Below are 25,458 nucleotides of genomic sequence, written 5' to 3'. Positions count from 1 at the left end.
AGGGCGGTCCGCCGGGGTTGTCACCCGACAGTGTTTACGCTGCGACGGTTGGTCTGAAATCGAGGTGGGGTCAGAACGGGGCGCGGGTCAGGGTGTACCCAGTCTGTTGCAATTGGTTCAGCAGCCCGTAGTCGCCCCCAAGATGCCCGGCACCGACCGCGATCACGACAGTTTGGTCCTGAATGTTTAGAATTTTCTGCATCCAGTTGCTGTTGCGCTCGACCAGAAGTTTTTGTTCGAAATCGTTCCATTCCTCGTCGAAAACCTCGGGCGGCAGCCCCGAGTCTTCCAAGCCCTGCAGGCGGGCGAGCTGGATGATTTCGACATGCTTCTCTTCCAGGTAGGCGTTGGCCATCGTCGCCAGTTGATCCTCGCTGCCGCCCATGGCGCCGGCCATCCGCACAAGGGACTGGACCTGCTTTTCGATGGGGTGGCTGTCGAACATACTCATAAGATCGGCAATCTGTTCAAGCGAGCGTTTGGGGATGCCCAATTCGTCAGCCAGCTGATCCAGACGGGCGTCCATCCCGTGGTTTGCAGTGGGGTCCTGCATCATACACGGGGGGATGCCCAGCATCATGCTTAGAAACCAGGGACGCATTTTGGTTGCCATCCAGCCAGGGATACCGCGTTCGGATAACCCGTCGGACAGGGCAGACCAGTCCTCATCGGACATCAGGTCAATCAGGCTGGGTCCCGAGGTGATCATCACCGGGCTCATGTCCTTGGCCAGGTCTTGTTCGAACGCGTCCATTTCTTCCTGCGTTACCTCGAAATAAAACGCGTCCGCATCGCTGAGGGCCGGCGTTAGTCGTTCGACCACTGCGTCCATGCGTGGGTCATTGGCATGCAACGTACCAACAAGGTGCAGGGTCGTGTCGCCCTTGGACGCGATCCAGTGATTACCTTCGGGAAACGGGATATCGGCCACTGCCTGTTGCAGTTCGGACTTTACCGCAGGGCTCAGTCCCGGCCTCAGATCATTCCCTTCGCATGCGGCCTGTACGGCGGCGGGCAGGAAAAGGAAAAGCAGCGGTGCAAACAAGCGCATAAGGATCATCTCGGAATCTTCAGTGTGATCGCGACATTGCCTTTGCGCAGCATTGTATTCAAGTCAGATGCAGGTGATGGCTGGCGTTCGCGGCAAATTTGCATAGCATGGCGAAATGGACCGCGAGCAGGATCTATACCCGCCGATCAAGGCGCTGTTCGAGCGTCAGGGCTATACCGTCAAAGGCGAAGTCGGCGCTGCCGATATCGTCGCTGTTCGGGATGGCGATGAGCCGGTGATTGTTGAGCTGAAGCTGCGGTTCTCATTGGCGCTGTTTCATCAGGCGATCACGCGGTTAAGGGTGACTGACCAGGTCTATGTCGGCGTGTGCAAACCCAAGGGGCGAACGGCGCGGCGTGCGTTAAAGGACAATTTGGCGCTGTGCCGCAGACTTGGTCTCGGTCTGATCACTGTACGTGCTGACGGCGCGGTCGAGGTGCAATGTGACCCTGGCCCGTATGCACCGCGAAAAAACAAAGCAAAAGCGGCTCGTCTTTTGCGTGAATTTGACCGGCTTGAAGGTGACCCCAACGCAGGTGGGGCCACCCGGCACGGGATCGTGACGGCCTATCGTCAGGACGCGCTGAAATGTGCAGCCCATCTGGCCGAATGCGGCGCGACAAAGGGGGCGGAAGTTGCCCAATCCACCGGCGTCGCCCAGGCCACGCGCCTGATGCGGGACAATCACTACGGGTGGTTCGACAAGGTCGAGAAAGGGGTCTATGCGCTGTCGGCTACGGGGGCCGAAGGGTTGAAGCACTGGGCGTATAGCTGGGAAGATGCGAACTAGTCAGGCCGTGCGGCGATTTCGGAAATCATAGCGCGGCCAATATCTGAAAGGACGGCATTGCGTTCAGGAAATGGCGCATCGCTTTCGGTCAGATAGATGGCGGCCAGATAGGTGCGGGGCTCGGGTGTCTGCAAAAAGGCAACGATCGCTCGGCTGCCGTGGCCTCCGGCACCGGTCTTGTCCCCGATCGTCCACCCGTCAGGCACGTGCGCGCGGATAAGACCGTCGGCCACTTGATCGTCTATCATCCATTGCCTGAGTTGAGCAGAGGATGCGGGTGAGAGCGTCTGGCCAAATAGCAACCGGTCCAGCGTCGCCAGTATTGTCCGAGGCGTTGTAGTGTCGCGCGGATCGCCTGGAGTGGCTTCGTTCAGCGCCGTCTCCCATCGATCAAGGCGGGTGATGTCGTCGCCGTTTGTCCGAAGAAACTCGGTCAGTCCGGCAGGCCCATCCAAGCGGCGCAACAGCAGATTGGCCGCAGCATTGTCGCTGATCGTCATTGTTGCTTCGCATAGCGCTCCGACAGTCATACCGGTCTCAACATATTTGCTGGTGACAGGGGCGTAATCTACCAGGTCCGTCGTCTGGTACGTGACGTGATCTGACAGGCTTTCCGTACCTGCATCCACCTCTGCCAGCACGGCGCCGCACAAGAGCGTTTTGAACGTGCTGGACATCGGAAACAGCTCATCGGCGCGGTATGAAACTTCCCATTCGTTGCCGGGATCATAAAGTAGCAGTCCGATCCGGGCATCAAGGCGGCGCTCCCAGCTCTGGACCGTTTCGGTAAGGGGCTGCGCCTGTGCTGATGTGGCTAAACCAACAGTAATAGTAATTAAAAACAACAGGGTAGTTGTGATTTTCCTGAGCCCACGCATCGAATCTGCCTTGGTCAAATGTGGTTGCCATCACCTTAGTTGGCTAGGGCGCTGTGTAAACCGGGCGTTCTGGGGCTCTGCGTGCGAAAAATATTCAGGCAACTTGTTGACTCGGTCATTTCGACCCCCTAGCTATGCGTCGTTATCACTCTCTACTACCGAGTGCTAACGCCTCGCTGAAAGGCGGGGGGAGGATAGATAAACTTTGAGCCCAAGGAGCTGCAAAGATGGCATTGAAACCGCTTCATGACCGTGTGCTGGTTCGTCGTACCGAAAGCGATGAGAAAACCGCAGGCGGGTTGATCATTCCCGAAAGCGCAAAAGAAAAGCCCAGCGAAGGCGAAGTCGTTTCGACCGGTGAAGGCGCGCGCAAGGACAGCGGCGAACTGATCGCAATGGCTGTAAAAGCTGGCGACAAGATCCTGTTCGGCAAGTGGTCGGGCACCGAGGTTCAGGTCAACGGCGAAGAGCTGCTGATGATGAAAGAAAGCGACATCATGGGGATCATCGAGTAAGCGCCCGCGCTTCTCTGATCTTCATTTCCAACATTTTTCTCAAGGAGAAACAACATGGCTGCTAAGGACGTCAAGTTCGACACCGATGCCCGCAACCGCATGCTGTCAGGTGTGAACATCCTGGCCGATGCTGTCAAAGTGACCCTGGGCCCCAAAGGCCGCAACGTGGTTCTGGACAAATCCTTCGGCGCACCGCGCATCACCAAAGACGGTGTATCGGTTGCCAAGGAAATCGAACTGGAAGACAAGTTCGAAAACATGGGCGCGCAGATGGTGAAAGAAGTCGCCAGCCGCACCAATGACGAAGCCGGCGACGGCACCACCACTGCAACTGTTCTGGCTCAGTCGATCGTCAAAGAAGGTCTGAAGCAGGTTGCTGCTGGCCTGAACCCGATGGACCTGAAGCGCGGCATCGACCTGGCAACTGCCAAGGTCGTTGAAGGCATCAAAGAGATGGCGCGTGAAGTCAAAGACTCGGCAGAAGTCGCTCAGGTTGGCACCATCTCGGCCAACGGCGAAGCCGAAATCGGTCAGCAAATCGCAGACGCGATGCAGAAGGTTGGCAACGAAGGCGTTATCACCGTCGAAGAAAACAAAGGTCTGGAAACCGAGACCGATGTTGTCGAAGGTATGCAGTTCGACCGTGGCTACCTGTCGCCTTACTTCGTCACCAATGCTGACAAGATGATCGCAGATCTCGACGACTGCATGATCCTGCTGCACGAAAAGAAACTGTCCTCGCTGCAGCCGATGGTTCCGCTGCTGGAGCAAGTGATCCAGTCGCAAAAGCCGCTGCTGATCATTGCTGAAGACGTTGAAGGCGAAGCGCTGGCAACTCTGGTTGTCAACAAACTGCGCGGCGGCCTGAAAATTGCTGCTGTCAAAGCACCGGGCTTCGGCGATCGCCGCAAGGCCATGCTGCAGGACATCGCAATCCTGACCGGCGGTCAGGTCATCAGCGAAGATCTGGGCATGAAGCTCGAGTCCGTCACTATGGACATGCTGGGCACTGCCAAGAAAATCGAAATCACCAAAGACGAAACCACCATCGTCGACGGTGCTGGCGAGAAAGCCGAGATCGAAGCACGTGTTGCTCAGATCCGCACTCAGATCGAAGAAACCTCGTCGGACTACGACCGTGAGAAGCTGCAAGAGCGCGTTGCCAAACTGGCAGGCGGTGTTGCTGTTATCCGCGTAGGTGGCATGACCGAAGTTGAAGTGAAAGAGCGTAAGGATCGTGTTGACGATGCTCTGAACGCAACGCGCGCAGCCGTTCAGGAAGGCGTTGTTGTGGGCGGTGGCGTTTCGCTGGTTCAGGCCGGTAAAGCACTGGACACTCTGAAAGGCGCAAACGCTGATCAGGACGCAGGCATCAATATCGTGCGTAAAGCCATCGAAGCGCCGCTGCGCCAGATTGCTGAGAACGCGGGCGTCGACGGCGCAGTTGTTGCAGGCAAAGTTCGCGAATCTTCGGAAGCGGCCTTTGGTTTCAACGCTCAGACCGAAGAGTATGGCGACATGTTCTCGTTCGGCGTTATCGATCCGGCCAAAGTTGTCCGCACTGCGCTGGAAGATGCAGCATCGGTTGCTGGCCTGCTGGTCACCACCGAAGCAATGGTTGCTGACAAGCCTGCCAAAGACGGCGCGCCTGCTGGCGGCGGCATGCCCGACATGGGCGGCATGGGCGGCATGATGTAAGACGTCGAATTCGCCTCGGCGAATTCTGACGGTCCCGACAGGCGCTTGGCTGTAAGGCCAAGCTGCCGAAGGGGAAGCCTTAAAATATAGGGACGGGGTCGCCTTCGGGCGGCCCCGTTTCGTTTTGCGGACCACCCGCGGGGATGTGAGTGTGCAAAACGCGCCGAAACCGGTTATGCGGTTGATATGAAACTGTTCCTACTCACGTGCCTGACGATGTGCGCCTTTGCGTCCAACTCAATACTTAATCGTCTGGCGATTGATAGTGGCGCCAGCGATCCTGCTGCCTTTGCCGTGGTGCGGGTCTTAGCTGGTGCAGTGGTGCTGGCCGGGTTGGTTCTTCTAAGGGCTGGCCACTTGCCCCTGTTTGACCGACGCAGGATTGCCGGGGCGGGGTCGTTGTCCCTGTATATGATCGGATTCTCGGTCGCCTATCTGACGCTGGACGCGGGTCTTGGCGCGCTGATCCTGTTTGGGGTGGTGCAGGTGACGATGTTCACTGTGACATCAGTGAAAGGCACGCTGCCCACTGGTCGGCAGATCGCGGGCGCCGCAATCGCGTTGCTGGGGTTGGTCTACGTGCTGTGGCCGTCCGGATCGATACAGGTCAACCCGATCGGGGCTGTCCTGATGATCGCCGCCGGGATCGGCTGGGCGATCTATTCGTTGGTTGGCAAGTCCGAACCGGATGCCTTATCCGGCACTGCGGCCAATTTTGTCGTGGCATTGCCCGTGACAACGCTGGCTTTGTTGGCGACAGGAGGGGCCTGGCACATGACCGCTAACGGATACTTGCTGGCCGCGTTGGCCGGCGCGGTTACTTCGGGGATGGGGTATGCGCTTTGGTATCAGGTTTTGCGGGAATTGACGCCCACAACGGCGGCCGTCGTGCAACTCAGCGTTCCGATCATAGCCATTGTTGGCGGTGTCCTCCTGCTGGGCGAGGCCGCCAGTCTGCGCCTGATCCTGGGGGCGGGTCTGGTATTGGGCGGAATTGCACTGGCCGTTCTGCGCAGGACGCCGCGGTAGGGGTTTATTCGCTGGACGTTAGGCCTTATCTGGCGGCTATGCGTTGTTTGCTTGCACTCTTTCTGTTCTTTGTGCCTGCCATTGTGCAGGCAAAATGCGTGGTCCTGCTGCATGGGCTGGCACGGACCGAAGCGTCCTTTACCGTGATGGAGCAGCTGTTCAAGACGCATGGTTATACCGTCGTGCGCCCGGGATATCCGTCCACTGACCTACCTATTCCCGAATTGGCTGCACAGACACTGCCGGACGCGTTTGCTGAATGCGGTGACGATAAAGTCAATGTGGTTGCGCATTCGATGGGTGGTATCCTGTTGCGCTATTGGCTGCAGGATAACCATCCGGAGAATCTGGGCCGCGTAGTCATGCTCGGGCCGCCCAATCAAGGAAGTCAGCTGGTGGACGAACTTAGCGCGTATGAGGTGTTTGGGATGCTGAATGGCCCAGCTGGCCTGGCGCTGGGCACAGGCCCCGAAGGTATCCCAAGGCAACTGCCGCCAGCGGATTTCGAACTGGGTGTCATCGCCGGTGAGAATTCGCTGAACCCGCTGTTTTCGTCGATGATCGATGGGTCGGATGACGGCAAGGTCTCGGTTGAGACCACCAAGGTCGAAGGGATGGCGGACCATATCGTTTTGCCGGTGACACACACATTCATGATGAACAACCCGCGCGTAATGGCGCAGGCGTTGCATTTCATAGAGTTTGGGCAGTTTGACCCACAGATTACTTGGTTGGACGGGGTGATGGAAATCATCGACGAAATCTGCATCGGGCAGGATTGTTCGGAACCCGCGTCGGAGCCCTCCCAATGACTGCACTTTCTCTGACTTTAACCGGCGCAGAGGTCTTGTTGCCGGACCAAGGGATGACTCGTGCAGACCTGCCCATTGCCGAGGGGATCGTGCAAGAGGACCGCGCAGGCAGAACAATCGATCTATCGGGATATCTTGTGATGCCCGGTATTATCGATCTGCACGGTGATGGGTTTGAGCGTCATATCGCACCGCGCCGCGGGGCGATGAAGCAGATGGGCGAGGGTATTTTGTCGGTCGAAGCTGAACTGGCCGCCAACGGGATCACGACGGCGGTTCTGGCCCAGTTCCTGAGTTGGGAGGGCGGCGTACGCGGCCCGGAATTCGCTGGCCAAGTGTTTGATGCTATCGCGTCGGTCAAAGATCGCGTCGTGACTGATCTGCTACCTCAGCTACGGTTCGAAACCCACATGCTGGAGGAATACCCCAGCCTGCTTGAACGCATCACCGATTGGCAGGTGCCCTATGTCGTGTTCAACGACCACTTGCCGCATGACCGGTTGGCCGAGGGGCGCAAGCCGCCACGTTTGACGGGTCAGGCGCTTAAGGCCGGACGCAATCCGGACGCACATTTTGAGATGCTGCTGTCCATGCATGCCCGCCGGGATGACGTGCCCGCTGCCTTAGACACACTCTGTACGGCGCTGGCCGAGCAGGGTGTCCGTATGGGCAGTCATGACGACGCAACCGCCCAAACCCGCGCCGATTGGCGGGCGCGGGGGGCGCAGATCGCGGAATTCCCAGAAACGCTAGAGGCAGCCGAGGCTGCACGGGCTGCTGGGGATCACGTGATTCTCGGATCACCCAACGTGGTGCGTGGCGGATCGCACAAGGGCAACGTCAGTGCGTTGGATCTGATCACGATGGGGCTGTGCGATGCCTTGGCATCGGACTATCACTATCCCAGCCCGCGGCGGGCTGCGCTGATGCTTGCCAAATCTGGCCTGCTGGATTTGGCAATGGCGTGGGCGCTGGTGTCATCAGGGCCGGCGCGAGTTCTTGGGTTGCAGGACCGGGGCACACTTGCCCCTGGTCAGCGCGCAGACATGGTGATCCTTGATGCTCGGTCCCACCGCGTCGCCGCCACGCTGGCGGGCGGGCGGGTTAGCTTCATGTCAGGCGATATCGCCGCACGGTTCGTGGGCTGAGTTACCGCGAGATACGGTTGAAATGCGCCATTTTGCGGCCCGCCTTTACCTCGGCCTTGCCATATAGATGCAGCGCTACGTCGCGTTCCCGTGCTAATTCCGGCACACGGTCCATATCATCACCGATCAAGTTCTCCATGACCACGTCCGAATGGCGTTGACCATCACCCAGGGGCCATCCCGCCACAGCGCGGATATGCTGTTCGAACTGATCCACCGCGCAGCCGTTCTGTGTCCAGTGACCCGAGTTGTGCACCCGAGGCGCAACCTCATTCACGATCAACCCTTCTGACGTGACGAACAGTTCGACACCCATGACACCGACGTAATCCAGCGCGTTCAAGATATTGGCGGCCAGAAGAACAGCATCGGTTCGTTGCGCCGGGGCAAGGCGGGCGGGTACCGTGGTGGTGTGCAAGATGCCATCGCGGTGCACGTTTTCACCGGGGTCGAAACAGGACACTTGACCGTCGATGCTGCGGGCGGCGATGACCGATACCTCGTGGCTGAAATTTACGAACCCTTCGAGGATTGCGGGCGCGCCTGCCATATCGGCCAGTGCGGCCTCGGCATCCTCGGGGCCGCGCAACCGCGCCTGTCCCTTGCCGTCATAGCCGAAACGACGTGTTTTCAGGATGGCTGGCGTGCCAATCTGGTCAATCGCTGCCTTTAGGCTGTCCAGATTGGTGATGTCGGCGAACGGCGCTGTCTTCAAACCCAACCCGGCAAGGAAAGTCTTTTCGGTCAGTCGATCTTGACTGACACGCAGCGCCTCGCGCCCCGGATGGATAGGGCAATGTGCTTCCAACAGGTCCAGCGCTTCGGTCGGGATATTTTCGAATTCATAGGTGATGACATCGACGGACTCGGCAAAGGCCTTCAGTGCCGCAGCGTCATCATAAGCTGCAGTCGTTACATGATCCGCCACCTGACCGGCGGGTGGGTTGGCTCCCGGCTCAAAGATGTGGGTTACAAAGCCCAACCGGGCCGCCGCGACGGACAACATCCGGCCTAATTGGCCACCGCCCAGAATTCCAATCCGCGCCCCCGGAGCAAGCATGTCCGTCATCAATCAGTCTCCAACCTTTTTCCAATCGCCTGCAGGGCCGAGCGCAGCGCATCATGTGCGTTGCCCGCATGCAAGGCCTGCGTCATTTGCAGGCTGAGTGTTCCATCCGTTGCCAGCGCGTCCCGCTCTTCGGCCAAACGCCCGGCTTGCCCGGTTTGCATCGTGTGCAGAAACCCGGATAGCAGCTGTGTCGTATAAAACTCTGAGGCATCCGCGTCGCCCGTTTGCTCGGCCAGCCACTCGGCACCCGTTGCCAACACGTCCAGAATGCCCGGGACCATGGCGCAGACGGCAAAATGTGCATTCAGCGCGGCCTCGTTGGATACCTTGACGACCGGGTTTTCGGGCTCGAACAATTCAGCCAGCAAGGCGTCGTTTCCGAACGCTGCAAGCGGGCATCCACCTTGCTGAAGAAAACCCAATGGGATCGTTTGTACAAAGTCAGTTGCGGGGGCGCATAACGCGGCAAGCTGATCCACCGATACAGCCGCCATCACTGACACGATCTGCTGATCCGAGCGAAAGTTTAGCTGTTCCAATACTTCCGGGGCGATTTGAGGGCGCAGGCAAAGAAAAACGATATCTGATGCGTCAAGAACCGCTTGTGGGTTCGCGACCACGATATCCAGTTCAGCTTTCAGTTCGGACGAGACTGTGGCGTTGCGCTCTGTCACAGCGATCTCGTGCCCTTTTGCCGCAAGAAAACGCGCAATGGGGGCTGCAATGTGTCCGGTTCCGATGAAGCCGATACGGCTCATCCCTGCGGTTCCTCGGGGATCGAGGCCGAAAGGGCCGCGCGCCAGGCATCCAGACGATCAGCCAGCGCTGGGTCTTGCAGAGCAAGGATACCGGCCGCCATCAACCCGGCATTGGCCCCACCGGCCGAGCCGATAGCCATCGTCGCCACCGGAAAGCCTTTGGGCATCTGCACAATGGAATACAGCGAATCGACGCCGGACAGGGCCCGCGTCTGCACAGGCACACCGATCACCGGCACGCGGGTTTTTGAGGCCATCATCCCAGGCAGATGCGCAGCACCGCCCGCACCGGCGATAATCACATCCAGGCCGCGCTGAACGGCGGTTTTGCCATAGTCCCAAAGGCGATCAGGGGTGCGGTGGGCCGAAACGATGCGTTTTTCATACGCAATGCCCAGTTCATCCAGAATGTCTGCGGCTTCTTTCATCGTGGGCCAGTCCGACTGGCTGCCCATGATGATCCCCACTTTCACATCGCTCATCCGCTTGTCGCCCTTGCCTGCCGAAAGAGCGCGCACTATAGCCAAATCGGCCTATCTGGCAATGCGGTACAGGGCCTTCAGGCGATGATATCCGGGGTCAGACGATCCTCGATCAGGCGAATGATGTCCTTAAGGCGCAGTTTCTGCTTTTTCAGCCGCTTGATCGTTAACTGATCCGACGTCCCCGTCGCTTGCAGCGCCTCGATCGCCTCGTCCAGATCGCGGTGCTGGCGGCGAAATACCTCCAGCTCGACCCGAAGAACTTCATCTGTTTTCATTGAAATGTCAGTGGGCGCGTTCATGAACGACTCGGTTGTTGTTGTGGTGCTTTCCACACAAGATAGTGTGTCAGGGTTTATCCGGCCAGACCTTGTGGACATCCCTGCATATTCCCATATTCTATCATACGCGGTTGCCAAAACGGGACCGCACCACACGTCGCTTTGGCAATAAAGGACGAAAATACGTGTCGAAACTTACTCTTGGCTCATACCCGCATCTTTTGGGGTTCGAGCAATTGGAACGCCTTCTAGAACGGTCTGCAAAGGCCGGAAACGAAGGATACCCGCCCTATAACATCGAACAGACCTCGGATTTTTCCTATCGTATCACCTTGGCAGTTGCCGGTTTTGCGGAAGAGGACCTGTCGATTACCATCGAGGATCGCCAACTGGTGATCCGGGGCCGTCAACGCGACGATAGCGAGGGGCGCATCTTTCTGCATCGCGGCATCGCGGCGCGTCAGTTCCAGCGCATGTTTGTGCTAGCGGACGGTGTCGAGGTGGGCGAGGCGATCATGGAAAACGGTCTGCTGCATGTGGATCTGACCCGCGCCGTGCCTGAAACCGTGGTTCAGACAATCAATATACGGAAGGGGTAAGAGCAATGAATACACCGATTGAAATCAACACCGAAGGCGACCGGATCGTCTATGTAAAAGCCGTCGATGTGGCTGACCTGCCGCGTGAAGTGCGCGAACAGGCTGGTGATCTGGATCAGCTCTACGCTGTGCATGACTCGGATGGTCAGCAACTGGCCCTGGTCGCAGATCGCAAGCTGGCCTTTATTCTGGCGCGCGAACATGACTTTTCCCCGGTGGCCGTGCACTAAATCGGCCCCCGCAGCGTGTGATTTTCCCGTGACATCCGCCGCCCCACGGGTGAGATATGCGAACCAATACGGGTTCGCAGGCGGAGGCACCAAACATGAGTTGGTTTGATTTTGACTGGGTGGACGCATTCAGCGACCGCGCCTTTGGCGGCAATGGATGCGCCGTGGTGCATGGTGGGGCCGTCCTACCCAAAGATGTCTGCACGGCTTACGTGCGCGAAACGTCCTTGGTCGAATGTACCTTTACCGGGCCGTCTGACGTGGCCGACTTCCAAGTGCGCTATTTTCTGGCCAGCCGTGAAATCCCTTTTGCGGGGCATCCAACCATTGCCACTGTCGCAGCGATGCGGTCGCGTGGGCTGTTTCAGGGGGATGCGCTGACACTGGACACCGGGGCAGGGATCGTTTCCATCCAACTCAATGGTGATGAGATTGAGATGACGCAGGTTGCCCCGCAATTTGGTGCGATGGTTCCTGCCGATCTGGTTGCCGCCGCCATCAGCCTGCCGGAAAGCGCGATCATCTCCCCACCTCAGATGGTATCCACAGGGTTGCCTTTTTGTGTCACCGTTTTGCGTGATCATGAAGCCTTGCGCGCCGCGAAGTTGGTTGAAGAACCTTTGCGAAAAGTGATCGAAGCAGGCGGGTATTCGGGGTCGGACATGGCCGAGCCCTTCCTTGTGACGCTGGAAGGTGCGACCGAGGCGGGCGACACATTCTCACGTCTGTTGATGCTGCCGCCCAGCCCGCCCGAGGATCCGTTCACGGGATCCGCAACCGGGGCGATGGCAGCTTATCTGTGGAAGTATGGCTTGATGCCCAAAGATACGTTTACGGCAGAACAGGGCCACGACTTGGGCCGCCCCGGCCAAGCGACCGTTACACGCGTTGGACCCGCCGATGCGATGACCGGTATCAAGGTGGCGGGTCGCGGCTATATTCTAATGCGCGGTCAGGTGAATTTTCCCGGGCAACTGTCATGACCGAACCCGCGATCGCCATCCTGCCTTACGGGCATCGATTAGGGCCGAAACTGGCTTCGGTTCCATTGTCCGATCTGATCTGGCCCGAAGGGTGCCCCGAGCGCTTGATGGGCAAAACGGTTGGCGATCTTGAGCGTACCGACCATCTGATTATGTATCCCAATTCTACCGTGCATTTGCGCCTGCGCCGGGGCACCGGCGCCCGGATTTCGCTGATGATGGGCGAACCGTCGGCCATTCACGCCAAGCACGACAAGATGCTCCGCTACACATGGCGGCGGTTCTTTCGGGTGATGACGTTTCATGATGTGCTGTTGCGAAACCTTCCCAATGCGGTGTTTCTGCCTTACGGCGTGACGATGGTGCCGGATTGGCGTGACCTCAACGTAGAGAAAACGAAGTCCTGCTCGCTCATTGCCTCAGCCAAACGCGATCTGGAGGGGCACCAACTGCGCCATTCGGTGATTGACTGGGTGCGGGAAACGGGTGCTGACGTTGATATCATGGGGCGGGGATACATGCCATTTGACCGCAAATCCGACGGCTTGGCCCCGTATCGCTATTCCATTGTGATCGAGAATGTTCGCGAGAAGAACTATTTCTCGGAAAAGCTGACAGATGCGATCTTATGCTCAACGGTCCCGATCTATTGGGGGTGTCCGAATATAGGGGAATTCATGGACACAGCCGGTATGATCCTCTGTGAATCCGAGGCCGACATTCAGCGCGCGATCAACAGCCTGTCCGCTGACGACTATGCCGAACGCCTGCCGCATATGAAAGCTGCGCAAAGCAAGGCGGCAGAGTTCGGTGACTTTGAAGGCCGTGCGGTGCGGACCCTGCGCGAACAGATAAACGCAGCCTAGTGGTGCTATGGCCGCGGGGCCAGCCACCCCACCGGCAAGATCGGATTCGCCGAGGCGTCGATCCCATGTCGAAGGCAAAGCCGCTGCAGATATGATCCGCTGACCGGCAGCCCGGCGGTTTTGCCTGCCATGAACTTTTTCTGATGTCCGTAGATGTGGACTGTATGCACCTTATCCCGTTCGATCTCGGCCGTGGAAATGCGCGGATCGTGCAGTTGCCATAGCTGATCCTTGTCCAAAGGATAGAACACCTCCGGCTGCATCGCGTGGCTGTCTTCGCCAGTCTGGCGCAGAAAGAACTCCAGCGCCTTGGGGCCAGAGCTGCCCCAGGGCAGTGTTTCAATGCCCCAGGTTTCACCGTTTCGGATGCGCCTGCGATTGTGTCGAAGCAGCCGACCGCCGCGCCAGGGCTGTGTTGGGTTGGCAGAGGTCACGAAGTCAATCCATAACGCCAGTGTCTCTGAACCTTCCGGCAGCCGCAGGACGCCGTTGGGAAAGGTGCCTGATTGCGACGACCCGAAAACGTAAGTCGAGGAAAAGTCGAATGGCCTGACACAATATGCATCCAGATCGACCCAGATAAACGGAGTTTTCTGCATAAGCCGCAGTCGAAAGATGTCAGAAAACACTGCGACCCCTAACCGGTCTTCCGGTCGAAAATCAAACGGCGCTGGCCAAAGGATATCAGAAGCGGGCCGTATCTCGGTGCCGATAGGCACGCCTTCGATGTCATGCACGGTATACAGGATAAACCGGTGACCGTTATCCAGATAGGATTGAATGCATAACGCCTCGAGCCAGCTCAGGTCTGAACCAAACCAGAAACTGGCAATTGCAGGCAGGTCGCGGGTCATGGGCACTTTGCATTTTGATTAGGGTCTGCATTTGCACCAAGGCAGCGTGCGCTTGTCAATCCAACAAAAAAAGCGGCCAATGCTGGCCGCTTTGCTTGTTCGTTGTAGCAATTAGGATGCTGCAATGAGACCCATGCTTTCCAGTTTCAGCAGAACCTGATGGGCGCAGTTGTCGACCTCGACATTTTCGGTCTCGACGCTCAGTTCGGGGTCCGCGGGAACATCATAAGGGTCCGAGATTCCGGTGAACTCTTTGATCTTGCCTTCGCGGGCAAGCTTGTACAGTCCCTTGCGGTCGCGGCGTTCGCATTCCTCAATGGTGGTGGCCACGTGAACCTCGCAGAAGGCGCCGAATTGTTCGATCTCTTCCCGGACCGCACGGCGGGTCGTGGCATAGGGCGCGATCGGGGCGCAGATTGCGATGCCGCCGTTCTTGGTGATCTCGCTGGCCACATAGCCAATGCGGCGGATGTTCAGGTCGCGGTGTTCTTTCGAAAAGCCCAGTTCGGACGACAGGTTTTTCCGAACGATGTCACCATCCAGCAAAGTAACCGGGCGGCCGCCCATCTCCATCAGTTTGACCATAAGCGCGTTGGCGATGGTGGATTTGCCCGAGCCCGAAAAGCCGGTGAAGAACACAGTAAAGCCCTGCTGGCTGCGCGGTGGGCGGGTCTTGCGCAATTCGGCGACAACCTCGGGAAAGCTGAACCATTCCGGGATCTCCAGACCTTCGGCTAGACGACGGCGTAACTCGGTGCCCGAGATGTTCAGGATAGTGACATTGTCCTTGTCCAAAATCTCATCGTTCGGCTCGTATTGCGCGCGTTCCTGCACATAGACCATGTGTTTGAAATCGACCATCTCGACGCCGATCTCATCCTGGTATTTGCGGAACAGATCCTGCGCGTCATAGGGGCCGTAGAAATCTTCGCCCTGGCTGTTCTTGCCCGGGCCTGCATGGTCACGACCGACGATAAAGTGGGTGCAGCCATGATTTGCGCGGATCAGCCCGTGCCAGACGGCCTCGCGCGGGCCGGCCATGCGCATTGCCAGGTTCAACAACGACATCGATGTGGTCGAGGCCGGGTATTTGTCCAGCACTGCCTCATAGCAGCGCACGCGGGTGAAATGATCCACGTCGCCCGGTTTGGTCATGCCCACGACCGGATGGATCAGCAGGTTGGCCTGCGCCTCTTTCGCGGCGCGGAAGGTCAGTTCCTGGTGCGCGCGGTGCAGCGGGTTGCGGGTCTGAAACGCAACGATACGCCGCCAGCCGACTTTGCGGAAATAGGCGCGCAGCTCGTTCGGAGTGTCGCGGCGCGCGCGGAAGTCATAATGGACCGGCTGTTGAATACCGACCACAGGCCCGCCCAGATAAACTTTGCCCGCGACGTTGTGCAGGTAGTTCACCGCCGGGTGGGCGTCGTCATCTGCACCAAAGACTTTTTCGGCCTCGCGTGCCTTGTTAGGCGTCCAGCGGTCCGTGACTGTCATGGTGCCCAGAATGACGCCTTCCTGATCACGCAGAGCGATGTCCTGGCCCAATTCGATTTTGTCGGCGAACGCCTCGTCTACGTCCAGAGTAATGGGCATCGGCCACAGTGTGCCGTCGGCCAGACGCATGTTCTCGACGACGTTGTCGTAGTCCGCCTCGCCTAGGAAACCTTTGAGAGGGTTGAACCCGCCGTTCATCAGCAGTTCCAGATCACAGATCTGGCGCGGGCTCAGGTCCCAGCTGGTCAGATCTGCGGCTTCCACCTTCAGTTTCTGTGCTGAATCGTAGGACACGAACAATTCGGGGATCGGGGCCAGGTTACTTAACATCGTCATGGGATTACTCTTGTAAAAGTGCTGCTTTGCCATTGATTAAGGGGCGTTTGCCCCGGCTTTTGGGTGAAGTCCATATACATTGGTGAAACAAAGGACGATATGCGCGGTTTTTTCCCGCAATGGAAGGATATTCCGGTTTGTGTGGCAATCTGCGAAGCTGGTTCCCGAGGTGGGCAACAATTCCACCCAATTCAGGGCGAGTGTTCTTATGCAGCCGCACTGGCGCTCAAATCCGCCGCTTTAGGGACGGGCAGGGCGGGAATCGGTCGCGTCACGCCACGCAGGTCGAAAGGGCGAACCTGCCGCATATCGCCGTCATATCCTGCCGCCAGCAACAACTCTTCCGAGACCAAAAGTTCGCAGCCCAAGTTCTTGGTTTCCGCCTCTAACCGGCTGGCCACGTTTACGGTGTCGCCGATGATTGTACGGGCGGCGTGGCCCGCGGCACCGATTTCACCCAGAACAAGGTCCCCCAGATGCAGGCCCATTCCGATGCGGATCCGAGGGCTGCCCTCTGTTTCCAGCTGCTGGTTGAAACGCTGCAAGGCAAGGCTGATATCAATGGCCGCTTTCATCCCTGCCCGAGCAGAGCTTTGGGCGTCGTTGGTTTCGAACACGGCCAACAGGCCGTCGCCCATGTATTTGTCGACCACTCCGCCCTCGGCCGTGATCGCGGGGACGATGGCGTCGAAAAAGCGGTTTAGCAGGAAAACGATGTCGTAGGGCAGTTGGCCAGCGGTGCGCGAGGTAAAGCCGCGCATGTCCAGAAACAGGACCGCCAATTGCCGTTCCTGACCCTGGCTTGCATGTGCCCGGTGTCGGGCGCCATCTGGGCGGAACATGCGAAACGCTGTGATCGGAGCCATCGGTCGGATTTGACATGCCAGCCGGGCACCCGCCGGGGCGCTGACCGCAGCTAGGCTTCGGGCTTCGACCTCACCAGGTTCGGGCAGTTGATCCCCGCCCGCCTCGACAATCACGCGGCAGGTGGTGCAGCGCCCTTTGCCACCGCATAGCGCCGTGTGTGGAATGCCGTTGGCTTGGGAAATTTCAAGCAGGGTCATCCCTTTTTCGGCAACGACCTCAGGGCCTTGAGCGTACTTGACGCGCACGGAATGTCGGCGGCGCCACAGCTTGCGGATCGCAAATACCGCCAGGGATGCGCCAAGGGCCACCCAGAACGCCATGAGCGCATTGTCTTTTACGCTGAACAGGTGCTGGAAGTCTTCGGGAGAGGGCCAGTTGTAATGCTCGATATATTGTTCGCGCAAAAACGGGTCTGCAAAATCAGCCCAGATACGGCGCCCCTCCGTCAACACTCCGGCAAGGGCAAATGTCGGAACAAACACAGCCAGGCCAATCAGATATGGCACCAATTTGGGCCACCAGCGGGTCAGCCGCAGCCACATGTGCAGTCCGATACAGCCATGTACCCACACCACCAGCAACAACAGGCTTTGCATCCAGACCGCGTAGCTCGGCCACATCAGAACGATGATATAGCCCATTTCATCGTTCACATCGTAAACCGTGTTCGCATAGCGCGTTTGCACGATATGCGAGATCAGCTGCAATGGGATCAACAACCCCAGAACCATCTGCAACCCCGTGCTGAACGGCATGCGCAAAGTCCGGCGCTGGCTGATCGAGTACAGGGCTAACCCCGCGTGAATCAAAAGAGCAGCATAGAGTATTATGCTGCCTACATCGTGACGTGTGATTACATGCCGGGCATCCTGCATGTCATGCAGGTAGTCCGTGTGAAACAGACCAAGGCCGATGTTGATGAAGTGAAAGAACGCAAAGGCGAACAGAACTAGGCCGCTGCCGATCCTCAGCCGGGTCGCCCACCCGCCTTGCCACAGAACAGTTTTCAATCAGATCACCTGCGTTGGTCTCGCTTGAGGCCGAGTCTGATACGCCGCAGCTTAGCGGTCAAGCGCAGGTTGCGGATAGGGCGGTGTCCAATCTGTTGACGGCGTATTCGCACGGATCAGCGAAGGAGACGGGTCGAACAGGACAATGTGGCTGAGTTCGGGGCGCGAGCGTGAGCTGTATAGCAACCCGTCAGCGCCTGCGTCACGCGCGCGGTCCGAGAAGCTCCATGTCGGCGAGGTGCCCTGCTTGGCGTGAATGTCCTGCCAAACGACCGATGCCTCGCGCTGTCCACGTACGTCGACCAGTTTTGCGCCTGTCACGGTTGCCCGCTGTAAGACCCGTGGTGGATCGCCCGCCGAAACATATCTTCGAATAGCAACCCCGGCACCTTCTGCGCTGAGCGAGGCGTAAAGCGCCGTCTGCCCCGAGTAATGAAAACGCCCCTCTGGCGCCCGAGCAGGGGCCAAAGGGGCGTCCAATTGCGTCAGAAAAAGAATTCTCCAGACCGGGCCGGAGAATTCCAGCATCAGATCAATCCTGTTCGGCCAGGAAACGCTCGGCATCCAGTGCGGCCATGCATCCCATGCCGGCGCTGGTCACAGCCTGCCGGTAGATATGGTCCGTCAGATCCCCGGCGGCAAATACACCCGGCACCGAGGTCTCGGTCGAACCTGGCTTGGTCACGACATAGCCGCCCATATGGCTTTCCAGTGAGTCCTTGACCAGTTCATTGGCAGGTGCGTGTCCGATCGCGACAAAAACGCCTTTGCAGGGGATCTCGGTAATCTCGCCGGTCTTCACGTTTTTGACCCGCACACCTTCGACACCCAGCGGGGCATCGGTGCCGGTCACTTCTTCCAACTCGTGGAACCACAGGGGTTCGATTTTTTCATGCTTCAGCAGCCGGTCCTGCAGGATCTTTTCCGCGCGCAGCTCATCACGACGATGGATCAAAGTGACCTTGCTGGCAAAATTAGTCAGAAACAGCGCCTCTTCGACGGCGGTGTTGCCGCCACCGATGACCACGATTTCCTGTCCGCGATAAAAGAAGCCGTCGCAGGTCGCGCAAGCGGAAACGCCAAAGCCCTTAAATTTCTCTTCCGACGGCAGGCCCAGCCATTTGGCGCGCGCGCCGGTGGCCAGAATGACAGCATCAGCTGTGTAGACCGTGCCGCTGTCGCCTGTTGCGGTGAACGGGCGTTTGCTGACGTCCAGATCGTTGATGATGTCACCGATGATTTCACAGCCCATCGCCTTGGCATGGTCCTGCATACGCACCATCAGGTCGGGGCCTTGAACCTCGGTGTCTCCGGGCCAGTTTTCGACCTCGGTCGTTGTGGTCAGTTGGCCACCCGGCTCGATGCCCTGAACCAGAATCGGCTCCAGCATCGCGCGGCTTGCATAAACGCCGGCCGTGTAACCGGCCGGTCCCGATCCGATGATCAGAACCCTGGTGTGTCGTGTTTCGGCCATAGTACCCCCAACTCGATCTGCCTGATTGGGGCGCGTGGCCCCTGACGGATGGATATAGCGAGCGTCGCGCAGGGCTTAAACCCCCAACCTTTTGACAGGCAGTCATGCATTTGCGGCAAGGTGCCCAAAAAAAGAACATTGAAAATATAGAATATTGCGCAGGTGCGAAAGATAATTGCGCATTGGTCGGGTGCTGATATAACAACCGAAAAATTAGGAGCATTTCATGGTCGCGATACGGCTGGATGAGATTGACCGCAAGATTTTGGCAGAATTGCAGGCAGACGGTCGCATGACCAATGTCGAGTTGGCAAAACGCGTAGGTATTTCAGCGCCGCCTTGCCTGCGGCGCGTGCGTACGTTGGAAGAATCCGGGCTTATTCGCGGCTACCATGCCGATGTGAACTCACGCGAGTTGGGGTTCGAGGTTCAGGTCTTTGCCATGGTGGGGTTGGAAAGCCAGGCCGAATCCGAACTTAACGCATTTGAGGAACGCTGCCGCGAATGGCCGCTGGTTCGGGAATGCCACATGTTGAACGGCGAGGTGGACTTTATCCTGAAATGCGTCGCCCCCGACCTGAGCAGTTTTCAGCAGTTTCTGACGGGCGAGCTGCTGACTACGCCCAATGTAGCCAGCGTAAAAACATCGCTGGTTATTCGCGGCGCCAAGGACGAACCCGGCGTTCCCTTCGACGTTCTGGAAGAACGAATGAACCGGACGGCGTGAACATCATTCGCTTTTGATGCGATTTTGACGGCGGCAGAAATGCTGCGACCGTCAATGATAGAACCCAACTAATTATCAGCTGCATAATGCCCCCACACTGCAGTTAGTTTTTTGTTTTCAGGCCGTAAGCGCATCTATCTCACCGTCTCCGGCGCGTGGCAAAACCAGCGGGCCAAAATCGCTCAGCGATTCGATATGCGCAAACAAGTTCAGGTAGATCGATCTGAGCGATTGGCTAACCTGGCGTGCGGCATTGACTCCTGGATGGTATGATTCGAATTGCAGGCCATCGACCTTGATGACCGAATGACGTTTCAGGCAGATGTGAAACAGCTCAATCGGGGTCGGCGGCAATGTTTCGATCACGCTCATACCGTCCTGGAATTCATGGACAGGGGTCAGAATTTCGGCCCCGTCGTGTAAATGGCGCAGATGCGCAGGTGTGCCCAGCAGACGTGCTGCGGGTCCCGCGATTACGCCGGACAGCGGCTTTTGCATTCCAAATGTATCGGCCATGATCCGAGTTAGCGGGCGTGTTCGACCACGCGAATCCTCGCGTCCGGGAATCAGGGTCACCGACCCCTTCCACAACACGGTCTGCAGCGCGCCATCCTGTGTCAGAACCAAGTCGCCCGGCAGCAGATCTTCGATCGCCAATGGGCCGTTTTCGGTTTCCACCAGGGATCCGCGTGTAAAGGCACAAAAGGCGTCTTCGAACATGGGCAATGCCGGAGCGATGTGGCGCGTTTGCGAAACATCTCCGTTTGGCATCAAGGTACTGACCTCATAGCGCCGCAACTGGGCCTTTGGTCTTGCGTTTGTCCTCGGAATTTCGCGCAGCATGGCCGAAGTTTCGACCGCGTTTCTGGCTGCGCGCGTCAAGGAATGTGGAATTGTCATTTTCATTCCGTCCCCTCTAAAATACCGTTCAGACGGGTAAAGCCCTCCGTACAGGGCAACCTGACCGGCGTTTTCTTTGTCTTTAATGAGAGAGCGACCATAGTGCGCACGCCATTCCGGCGTCGCGACGCGATAAGTTTTTGCTTTTCTTTGGTCAACACACTGACCCCCCAGACAAACTCACTAAACGCAGGCGGAAATTACCTGCGCACACACACCCCTGAACATGGCCGCTGGAAATTTCAGCGGTTAGTCACACATCGGCCCGGAGCACCCCTCCGATGTGCGTCTTGACCCTTGGAACCGGCAGCATGGTTCCTTGGGCTTTTGGTCAGCGTTGGCGTGCCAAGCGGCGCGCGACCCTGACCGAAGTACTGGAAACCCGTTTCCACGGCATTTCCGGTGCCTGCTCTCGCGTCGCCGCAACAACGGCGCTAAGAAAGCGAGATTTAACCTTCATGTTATTATTCCTGCTCGTATCGGGGTGAACACCCGGTTTCCCTTGTTGGATCACTGTGATGCGTCAATACGGCACCGATAAGGCTGATCCGGGGTTAAAGCAGCAAAGTTGAAAGTCAGCAGATCCTCTTCTTTCGGAATGCCTCGTACTGCTGGATAATCGTTTGATAAACACCTGAGTACGGACAATAAAAATCAAAATGTCTCGACTCAAACAGACACAACAAATGTGGCAAAAAAGCGGCGCTTTTGCCACATTTGGGACGAGCACTATAATTTTATGGCGGAAATCAGGCGGCCATAATCGGCTTCTTTCGCGTGGGTGGAGCGGCGGTAGGAATAAAACCTGTCCGGGTCCGAATAGGTGCAGTGCCGCGTCCATTCGGCCTCACCCACCCCGGCTTGCCGCAATTTGTGCAGACCAAAGGCGGGCAGGTCGAACTGCAGCCGATCCCCATTGCCATTCGCAAAGAACCTGAGGTTTTCGGGTGAATCCGCCGCGAATTCATCCAGAAAATCTGGACCGACCTCATAGGCGTTTTGAGAAATCGTAGGACCAATGACAGCCACGGTGTTTTCCCGCTTTGCGCCCAATGCCTCCATCGCGTCCAAGGTTGCCTCCAATACACCGTCCAACGCTCCGCGCCACCCGGCATGCGCAGCCCCGATCACATTCGCGTCAGAATCGGCAAACAGGACCGGTTGGCAATCCGCTGTCAGAATCGTCAGTGCCAGTCCCGGGGTTGCGGTGACAACCGCATCCGCCTTGGGTTTGTCGCCATTTATCGGAGCGTCCACCGTCAGAACAGTTGGGGAATGCACTTGATGCACACCAACCAAAGCGTCCGGGTTGACTTCCATCGCGGCGGCCACGCGCTGACGGTTCACCGCCACTGCTTCGGTTTGGTCAGACGAGCCATAGCCGCAGTTCAAACCCGCGAATATTCCGGAGGACGCACCGCCCCGACGGCTGAAGAACCCGTGGCGGACAGGCGATAGGACGTCCGAGGTCAGAATTTCCAATGTCATGGTTCCAGTCCCGGTGGAGGTGCAGCGTAAGAAGGATAGAGACCCAGTACTTTGAACAGATTTCCCATTTCCTCGGGATGCGTCAACCGGCGATGTGCAGCAATGAGCGTCTCAAGCTCAGACCCGCCGAGTGGCGCAGCCAGCGCCTGCGCGCGGGCCGTGATGCCCAACCGTTCCAGAAACATGCCCTGAGGTGTCAGCTTTGTATGGGCGCAACCGGCGGCCCGTGCGGCTATGGCAAGGGGCTCGAAATCTACATGCGCGGTCAGATCCGCCCGACCCGGAGATTGCAGGGGATCAACACGTTCATGTGATTGCAAAGCTTGAAATGTGTCGCCCAGCGAATGCCAGTCACCGTAATCCACGATCAGACCCGCCCCGCCATAAGTGGCGATCCGCCCAGCGATCACGGTCAGGATCGGAATTGCGGCCGCGCAAAGTTCAACCAGGTCGCCATCTTGGGTGTCTATCATGCGATCCGTTAGCGCGACCTGAGCTGTGTTCGGCCCCAGCCCATACGTCAGCGATTCACCCTGCACACCGATCAGACGTTCGCACCAGCCATCGCCGTCACGTATGAATTGGCGGACTGGCAGGGCATCAAAAAATTCGTTCGCCACCAGAAACAGGGGTGCATCGGGGAGGTCTGTGAGCATATCGATCCAACGCGGGTTGTGACCGCTCAGCGATTGCGCCTGTCTGTCCCGCAGGGCAGGGGAGGCTTCGAACAAAACAATTTCTGCGGCCTCGTGAAACCCGGATACGCTGCTGGTTGCGCGCAGGATATCCGCCATCAGGGTGCCGCGACCCGGTCCCAACTCTGCTAGAATGAATCTGTCCGGCTTGTCCTGATCCATCCAGCTTTGCGCCAGTGCAAGTCCGATCATTTCTCCGAACATCTGGCTGATTTCCGGGGCGGTGATGAAATCCCCCTGCGCGCCCAGCGGATCACGAGTGGTGTAGTATCCAAACTTGGGGTTCAGCAGGCATTCAGTCATGAAATCGGCCACGCTCATCGGGCCATTCAGCGCAATTTGCGCCAGTAGGTGATCCTTAAGGTTCATTGAGTGCGTCGCGCGCGCAGCGCAAACCACAGGCCAAGCGCGATCATTGGCAGCGACAGCATTTGCCCCATGGTCAGGCCATAACCACCCACGTGCCATGCCAGCCCCAGCGGATTCCCGGCCGAGACGAACTGTGCGTCAGGCTGACGAAAGAACTCAACAATGAAACGCGAGGCACCATAACCTGCCAGAAATACACCCATCACCAGACCGGGCTTGTGAAACGCCCCACGTCGATAGGCCATCCACAGCAAAAGTGCGCCCAGCAACAAACCTTCCAGTGCGGCTTCATAAAGTTGTGAAGGGTGTCTGGCACACATCCCGGCTACAACACCCGAGCAGTCCTGTGCGGCACCACCTGGAAAGATCACCGCCCATGGAACGTCGCTGGGTCGCCCCCAAAGCTCGGCATTAGTGAAGTTCGCCAACCGCCCTAACAACAGCCCGGGCGGCACAGCATGTGCGATCAGATCAGCCAAAGACAATACCGGCACCTGGTAACGCCGAGCATAGAGATAGGACGCAACGACAACCCCCAGCAGACCACCATGGAAGGCCATGCCGCCCTGCCAGATCATCAAAATCTCTAGTGGATGCGATAAGTAATAGGCCGGTTGATAAAACAGAACGAACCCCAGTCGCCCGCCGAGAATCACCCCAAGGATGATCCAGGTGATCAGATCCTCTAGTTGCTGCGGTTTCATCGGTGGTGTTTGATCAGGCCAAAGGGCCGGACGCTTCAGCGCCGCAGTACCCAATCGCCATGCGATCAGAATACCGGCGATATAGGCCAGCGCGTACCATCTAAGTGCGAACTCCATCCCGAACAGCGAGATCGAGAAAACTTCGGGCGAAAGGTCGGGGAAATTCAGAACAGCCTGCATGTGCGTCTCATTGCCCGGGGTTAGCGGGGCAAGTCAACCTTGAGCCCGGGCCATTCTTTACCCATATAGAGACCAACCGCGATACCGGAGTAAAGCCATGCAAACCCGTAACAAGATTCTTGATGACGTTTCCCAACTGATGACCAATGCCATGGGCGTGGCCCAAGGCGCGAAGGACGAGGCCGAAAACGCGATGAAGTCGATGATCGACCGCTGGCTGGCCGACCGCGATTTCGTCACGCGCGAAGAGTTTGATGCTGTGCGCGCCATGGCCCAGAAAGCGCGCGAAGAGAACGCCGCACTTGAGGCGCGCATTGCGGCGCTTGAAGTCAAACTGGACAAATAAGTTCCGCACACTCGAGATTTTGAAAAAAGAAAACCGCCGCGCAATCCACGCTGGGATTGTGCGGTGTTGTGTATTCTGACGCCTTACCAAATTTAATCAAGACAAAGCTGGCGGTAGCACCAATATTTTGATCGCCGTTGCTGACTGTCCACAACTTATTGCCGTTATCCCCAACAAATAGGGTTGCCAGATCCCTGCCCGCGGCGCACCATATCTAGTACAGGCAGACTGGGGAAGCCCGGCTTGTAGAGCAAGCAACTAGCGCTGGGGCGCTGCCAGCCCCTAAAAGGCTAGAGATTAGTGAGGTGGCATTATGGCCCTTTCCGAACAGTTTCTCGAAGAAGACCTTCATCCAATCGACATTGTTGAACATCTTGCCGAACACCACGACTGGGATTTCGACCGGATCGGGGATGATCAGATTGCCATGGCTGTCGAAGGACAGTGGCGCACCTATTCGATCACCTTGGCCTGGTCCAACTATGACGAAACGCTCCGCATGGTGTGTTCTTTCGAAATGGAGCCGCCTTCCGAGCGTGAAAACGTGCTTTATGAGCTGCTCAACAAGATGAACGATCAGTGCTGGGCAGGGGCGTTCACCTACTGGGCCAATCAAAAGCTGATGGTCTACAGGTATGGTTTGGTTCTAGCGGGTGGCCAGATGGCCAGCCCGGAACAGATCGACACGATGATCACCGCTGCGGTTCTGAGCGCCGAGCGCTATTACCCCGCGATCCAACTGGTCACCTGGGGCAACCGCGATCCCGAGGATGCAATGCAGGTCGCCATTGCAGAGGCCTACGGCCGCGCGTAAAGCTTTGCCCC

General features: G+C 57.9%; 29 protein-coding genes. 13 read left to right on the top strand and 16 right to left on the bottom strand.

Going from position 1 to position 25,458, the window contains the following annotated elements:
• Nucleotides 1-70: 70 nt before the first annotated feature.
• A complete protein-coding gene (locus AC2FJE_RS07985) occupies nucleotides 71-1,060 on the bottom strand; it encodes a TraB/GumN family protein (protein ID WP_496760840.1) in 990 nt (329 codons plus the stop codon).
• Nucleotides 1,061-1,166: 106 nt separating this feature from the next.
• Between AC2FJE_RS07985 and AC2FJE_RS07980 the strand changes: the two genes are divergently transcribed.
• The gene (locus AC2FJE_RS07980) at nucleotides 1,167-1,841 is read left to right on the top strand and encodes a DUF2161 domain-containing phosphodiesterase (protein WP_496755261.1); all 675 of its coding nucleotides are present in this window, start codon (nucleotides 1,167-1,169) and stop codon (nucleotides 1,839-1,841) included.
• Here AC2FJE_RS07980 and bla read toward each other — a convergent pair.
• A complete protein-coding gene (bla, locus tag AC2FJE_RS07975; protein WP_496755307.1) occupies nucleotides 1,838-2,719 on the bottom strand; it encodes a class A beta-lactamase in 882 nt (293 codons plus the stop codon). The genes AC2FJE_RS07980 and bla overlap by 4 nt on opposite strands.
• Before the next feature lie 227 nt (nucleotides 2,720-2,946).
• Here bla and AC2FJE_RS07970 point away from each other — a divergent pair, with 227 nt between their 5' ends.
• The 5 genes from AC2FJE_RS07970 to AC2FJE_RS07950 all read left to right on the top strand — a co-directional run bounded on the left by AC2FJE_RS07970 (nucleotide 2,947) and on the right by AC2FJE_RS07950 (nucleotide 7,921).
• Nucleotides 2,947-3,234 carry a co-chaperone GroES gene (locus tag AC2FJE_RS07970; RefSeq protein ID WP_058275523.1) on the top strand — a complete coding sequence of 96 codons (288 nt, stop codon included), beginning with the start codon at nucleotides 2,947-2,949 and terminating at the stop codon, nucleotides 3,232-3,234.
• Nucleotides 3,235-3,288: 54 nt separating this feature from the next.
• Nucleotides 3,289-4,932: a chaperonin GroEL gene (groL, locus tag AC2FJE_RS07965; protein ID WP_058275524.1), complete on the top strand. Its 1,644-nt coding sequence runs from the start codon at nucleotides 3,289-3,291 to the stop codon at nucleotides 4,930-4,932.
• A gap of 186 nt (nucleotides 4,933-5,118) precedes the next feature.
• A complete protein-coding gene (locus tag AC2FJE_RS07960) occupies nucleotides 5,119-5,961 on the top strand; it encodes a DMT family transporter (protein ID WP_496755259.1) in 843 nt (280 codons plus the stop codon).
• Nucleotides 5,962-5,999: 38 nt separating this feature from the next.
• Nucleotides 6,000-6,773: an alpha/beta fold hydrolase gene (locus AC2FJE_RS07955; protein WP_496755257.1), complete on the top strand. Its 774-nt coding sequence runs from the start codon at nucleotides 6,000-6,002 to the stop codon at nucleotides 6,771-6,773.
• Entirely contained in the window at nucleotides 6,770-7,921 is a 1,152-nt protein-coding gene (locus AC2FJE_RS07950; protein WP_496755255.1) for an alpha-D-ribose 1-methylphosphonate 5-triphosphate diphosphatase, read from the top strand. The genes AC2FJE_RS07955 and AC2FJE_RS07950 overlap by 4 nt, the downstream gene beginning before the upstream one ends.
• 1 nt (nucleotide 7,922) lies before the next feature.
• Here the strand turns inward: AC2FJE_RS07950 and AC2FJE_RS07945 are convergent, their stop codons facing one another.
• The 4 genes from AC2FJE_RS07945 to AC2FJE_RS07930 form a co-directional block, all read right to left on the bottom strand.
• On the bottom strand, nucleotides 7,923-8,990 hold the full coding sequence (locus tag AC2FJE_RS07945; protein ID WP_496755253.1) for a 5-(carboxyamino)imidazole ribonucleotide synthase: 1,068 nt from the start codon (nucleotides 8,988-8,990) through the stop codon (nucleotides 7,923-7,925).
• The gene (locus AC2FJE_RS07940) at nucleotides 8,990-9,748 is read right to left on the bottom strand and encodes an NAD(P)-binding domain-containing protein (RefSeq protein WP_496755251.1); all 759 of its coding nucleotides are present in this window, start codon (nucleotides 9,746-9,748) and stop codon (nucleotides 8,990-8,992) included. Before AC2FJE_RS07940 ends, AC2FJE_RS07945 begins: the two co-directional genes overlap by 1 nt.
• Complete coding sequence (gene purE, locus AC2FJE_RS07935; RefSeq protein WP_058276051.1) at nucleotides 9,745-10,230, bottom strand: 5-(carboxyamino)imidazole ribonucleotide mutase; 486 nt, start codon at nucleotides 10,228-10,230, stop codon at nucleotides 9,745-9,747. Before purE ends, AC2FJE_RS07940 begins: the two co-directional genes overlap by 4 nt.
• Nucleotides 10,231-10,307: 77 nt before the next feature.
• A complete protein-coding gene (locus AC2FJE_RS07930) occupies nucleotides 10,308-10,532 on the bottom strand; it encodes a YdcH family protein (RefSeq protein ID WP_058275529.1) in 225 nt (74 codons plus the stop codon).
• 164 nt (nucleotides 10,533-10,696) lie between these two features.
• On the opposite strand from AC2FJE_RS07930, the gene AC2FJE_RS07925 reads away from it, so the two are divergent.
• The 4 genes from AC2FJE_RS07925 (at nucleotide 10,697) to AC2FJE_RS07910 (ending at nucleotide 13,189) form a co-directional block, all read left to right on the top strand.
• A complete protein-coding gene (locus AC2FJE_RS07925; protein WP_058275530.1) occupies nucleotides 10,697-11,110 on the top strand; it encodes an Hsp20 family protein in 414 nt (137 codons plus the stop codon).
• 5 nt (nucleotides 11,111-11,115) lie between these two features.
• Nucleotides 11,116-11,340, top strand: a complete 225-nt coding sequence (locus tag AC2FJE_RS07920) for a DUF1150 family protein (RefSeq protein WP_058275531.1) — start codon at nucleotides 11,116-11,118, stop codon at nucleotides 11,338-11,340.
• A 95-nt stretch (nucleotides 11,341-11,435) separates the two neighbouring features.
• Nucleotides 11,436-12,323 carry a PhzF family phenazine biosynthesis protein gene (locus AC2FJE_RS07915; protein ID WP_496755249.1) on the top strand — a complete coding sequence of 296 codons (888 nt, stop codon included), beginning with the start codon at nucleotides 11,436-11,438 and terminating at the stop codon, nucleotides 12,321-12,323.
• The gene (locus AC2FJE_RS07910; protein ID WP_496760839.1) at nucleotides 12,320-13,189 is read left to right on the top strand and encodes a hypothetical protein; all 870 of its coding nucleotides are present in this window, start codon (nucleotides 12,320-12,322) and stop codon (nucleotides 13,187-13,189) included. The genes AC2FJE_RS07915 and AC2FJE_RS07910 overlap by 4 nt, the downstream gene beginning before the upstream one ends.
• 5 nt (nucleotides 13,190-13,194) lie before the next feature.
• Here AC2FJE_RS07910 and AC2FJE_RS07905 read toward each other — a convergent pair whose 3' ends face one another.
• The 5 genes from AC2FJE_RS07905 to trxB form a co-directional block, all read right to left on the bottom strand.
• The gene (locus AC2FJE_RS07905) at nucleotides 13,195-14,043 is read right to left on the bottom strand and encodes a hypothetical protein (protein WP_496755246.1); all 849 of its coding nucleotides are present in this window, start codon (nucleotides 14,041-14,043) and stop codon (nucleotides 13,195-13,197) included.
• Nucleotides 14,044-14,154: 111 nt separating this feature from the next.
• Nucleotides 14,155-15,873 carry a bifunctional sulfate adenylyltransferase/adenylylsulfate kinase gene (locus AC2FJE_RS07900; RefSeq protein WP_496696156.1) on the bottom strand — a complete coding sequence of 573 codons (1,719 nt, stop codon included), beginning with the start codon at nucleotides 15,871-15,873 and terminating at the stop codon, nucleotides 14,155-14,157.
• A 206-nt stretch (nucleotides 15,874-16,079) separates the two neighbouring features.
• Entirely contained in the window at nucleotides 16,080-17,750 is a 1,671-nt protein-coding gene (locus AC2FJE_RS07895; protein ID WP_496760838.1) for an adenylate/guanylate cyclase domain-containing protein, read from the bottom strand.
• Nucleotides 17,751-17,801: 51 nt separating this feature from the next.
• A complete protein-coding gene (locus AC2FJE_RS07890) occupies nucleotides 17,802-18,278 on the bottom strand; it encodes an RES family NAD+ phosphorylase (RefSeq protein ID WP_496755242.1) in 477 nt (158 codons plus the stop codon).
• A gap of 4 nt (nucleotides 18,279-18,282) precedes the next feature.
• Nucleotides 18,283-19,224, bottom strand: coding sequence for a thioredoxin-disulfide reductase (gene trxB, locus AC2FJE_RS07885; protein ID WP_282151768.1), 942 nt, complete (start codon nucleotides 19,222-19,224; stop codon nucleotides 18,283-18,285).
• 226 nt (nucleotides 19,225-19,450) lie between these two features.
• Between trxB and AC2FJE_RS07880 the strand changes: the two genes are divergently transcribed.
• Nucleotides 19,451-19,951 carry an Lrp/AsnC family transcriptional regulator gene (locus AC2FJE_RS07880; protein WP_058275538.1) on the top strand — a complete coding sequence of 167 codons (501 nt, stop codon included), beginning with the start codon at nucleotides 19,451-19,453 and terminating at the stop codon, nucleotides 19,949-19,951.
• 117 nt (nucleotides 19,952-20,068) lie between these two features.
• Here AC2FJE_RS07880 and AC2FJE_RS07875 read toward each other — a convergent pair whose 3' ends face one another.
• From AC2FJE_RS07875 to lgt, 5 genes are all read right to left on the bottom strand, one after another.
• Nucleotides 20,069-20,851 carry a Hint domain-containing protein gene (locus AC2FJE_RS07875; protein ID WP_282169096.1) on the bottom strand — a complete coding sequence of 261 codons (783 nt, stop codon included), beginning with the start codon at nucleotides 20,849-20,851 and terminating at the stop codon, nucleotides 20,069-20,071.
• Between the two features lie 331 nt (nucleotides 20,852-21,182).
• The gene (locus AC2FJE_RS07870) at nucleotides 21,183-21,311 is read right to left on the bottom strand and encodes a hypothetical protein (protein ID WP_282118988.1); all 129 of its coding nucleotides are present in this window, start codon (nucleotides 21,309-21,311) and stop codon (nucleotides 21,183-21,185) included.
• A gap of 269 nt (nucleotides 21,312-21,580) precedes the next feature.
• Nucleotides 21,581-22,339, bottom strand: coding sequence for a peptidoglycan editing factor PgeF (gene pgeF, locus AC2FJE_RS07865; RefSeq protein WP_109313260.1), 759 nt, complete (start codon nucleotides 22,337-22,339; stop codon nucleotides 21,581-21,583).
• Nucleotides 22,336-23,403: a class I SAM-dependent methyltransferase gene (locus AC2FJE_RS07860; protein ID WP_496755240.1), complete on the bottom strand. Its 1,068-nt coding sequence runs from the start codon at nucleotides 23,401-23,403 to the stop codon at nucleotides 22,336-22,338. The genes pgeF and AC2FJE_RS07860 overlap by 4 nt, the downstream gene beginning before the upstream one ends.
• Nucleotides 23,400-24,287 carry a prolipoprotein diacylglyceryl transferase gene (gene lgt, locus AC2FJE_RS07855; RefSeq protein ID WP_282151764.1) on the bottom strand — a complete coding sequence of 296 codons (888 nt, stop codon included), beginning with the start codon at nucleotides 24,285-24,287 and terminating at the stop codon, nucleotides 23,400-23,402. Before lgt ends, AC2FJE_RS07860 begins: the two co-directional genes overlap by 4 nt.
• Before the next feature lie 97 nt (nucleotides 24,288-24,384).
• Here lgt and AC2FJE_RS07850 point away from each other — a divergent pair, with 97 nt between their 5' ends.
• Both AC2FJE_RS07850 and AC2FJE_RS07845 read left to right on the top strand, forming a co-directional pair.
• Nucleotides 24,385-24,633: an accessory factor UbiK family protein gene (locus tag AC2FJE_RS07850; RefSeq protein ID WP_496760837.1), complete on the top strand. Its 249-nt coding sequence runs from the start codon at nucleotides 24,385-24,387 to the stop codon at nucleotides 24,631-24,633.
• Between the two features lie 313 nt (nucleotides 24,634-24,946).
• Complete coding sequence (locus AC2FJE_RS07845; RefSeq protein WP_058275545.1) at nucleotides 24,947-25,447, top strand: type III secretion system chaperone family protein; 501 nt, start codon at nucleotides 24,947-24,949, stop codon at nucleotides 25,445-25,447.
• Nucleotides 25,448-25,458 lie beyond the last annotated feature (11 nt).

It is taken from the genome of Ruegeria sp. CDSC002 (assembly GCF_059610905.1).
This window is presented reverse-complemented; position numbering and strand designations above follow the sequence as displayed.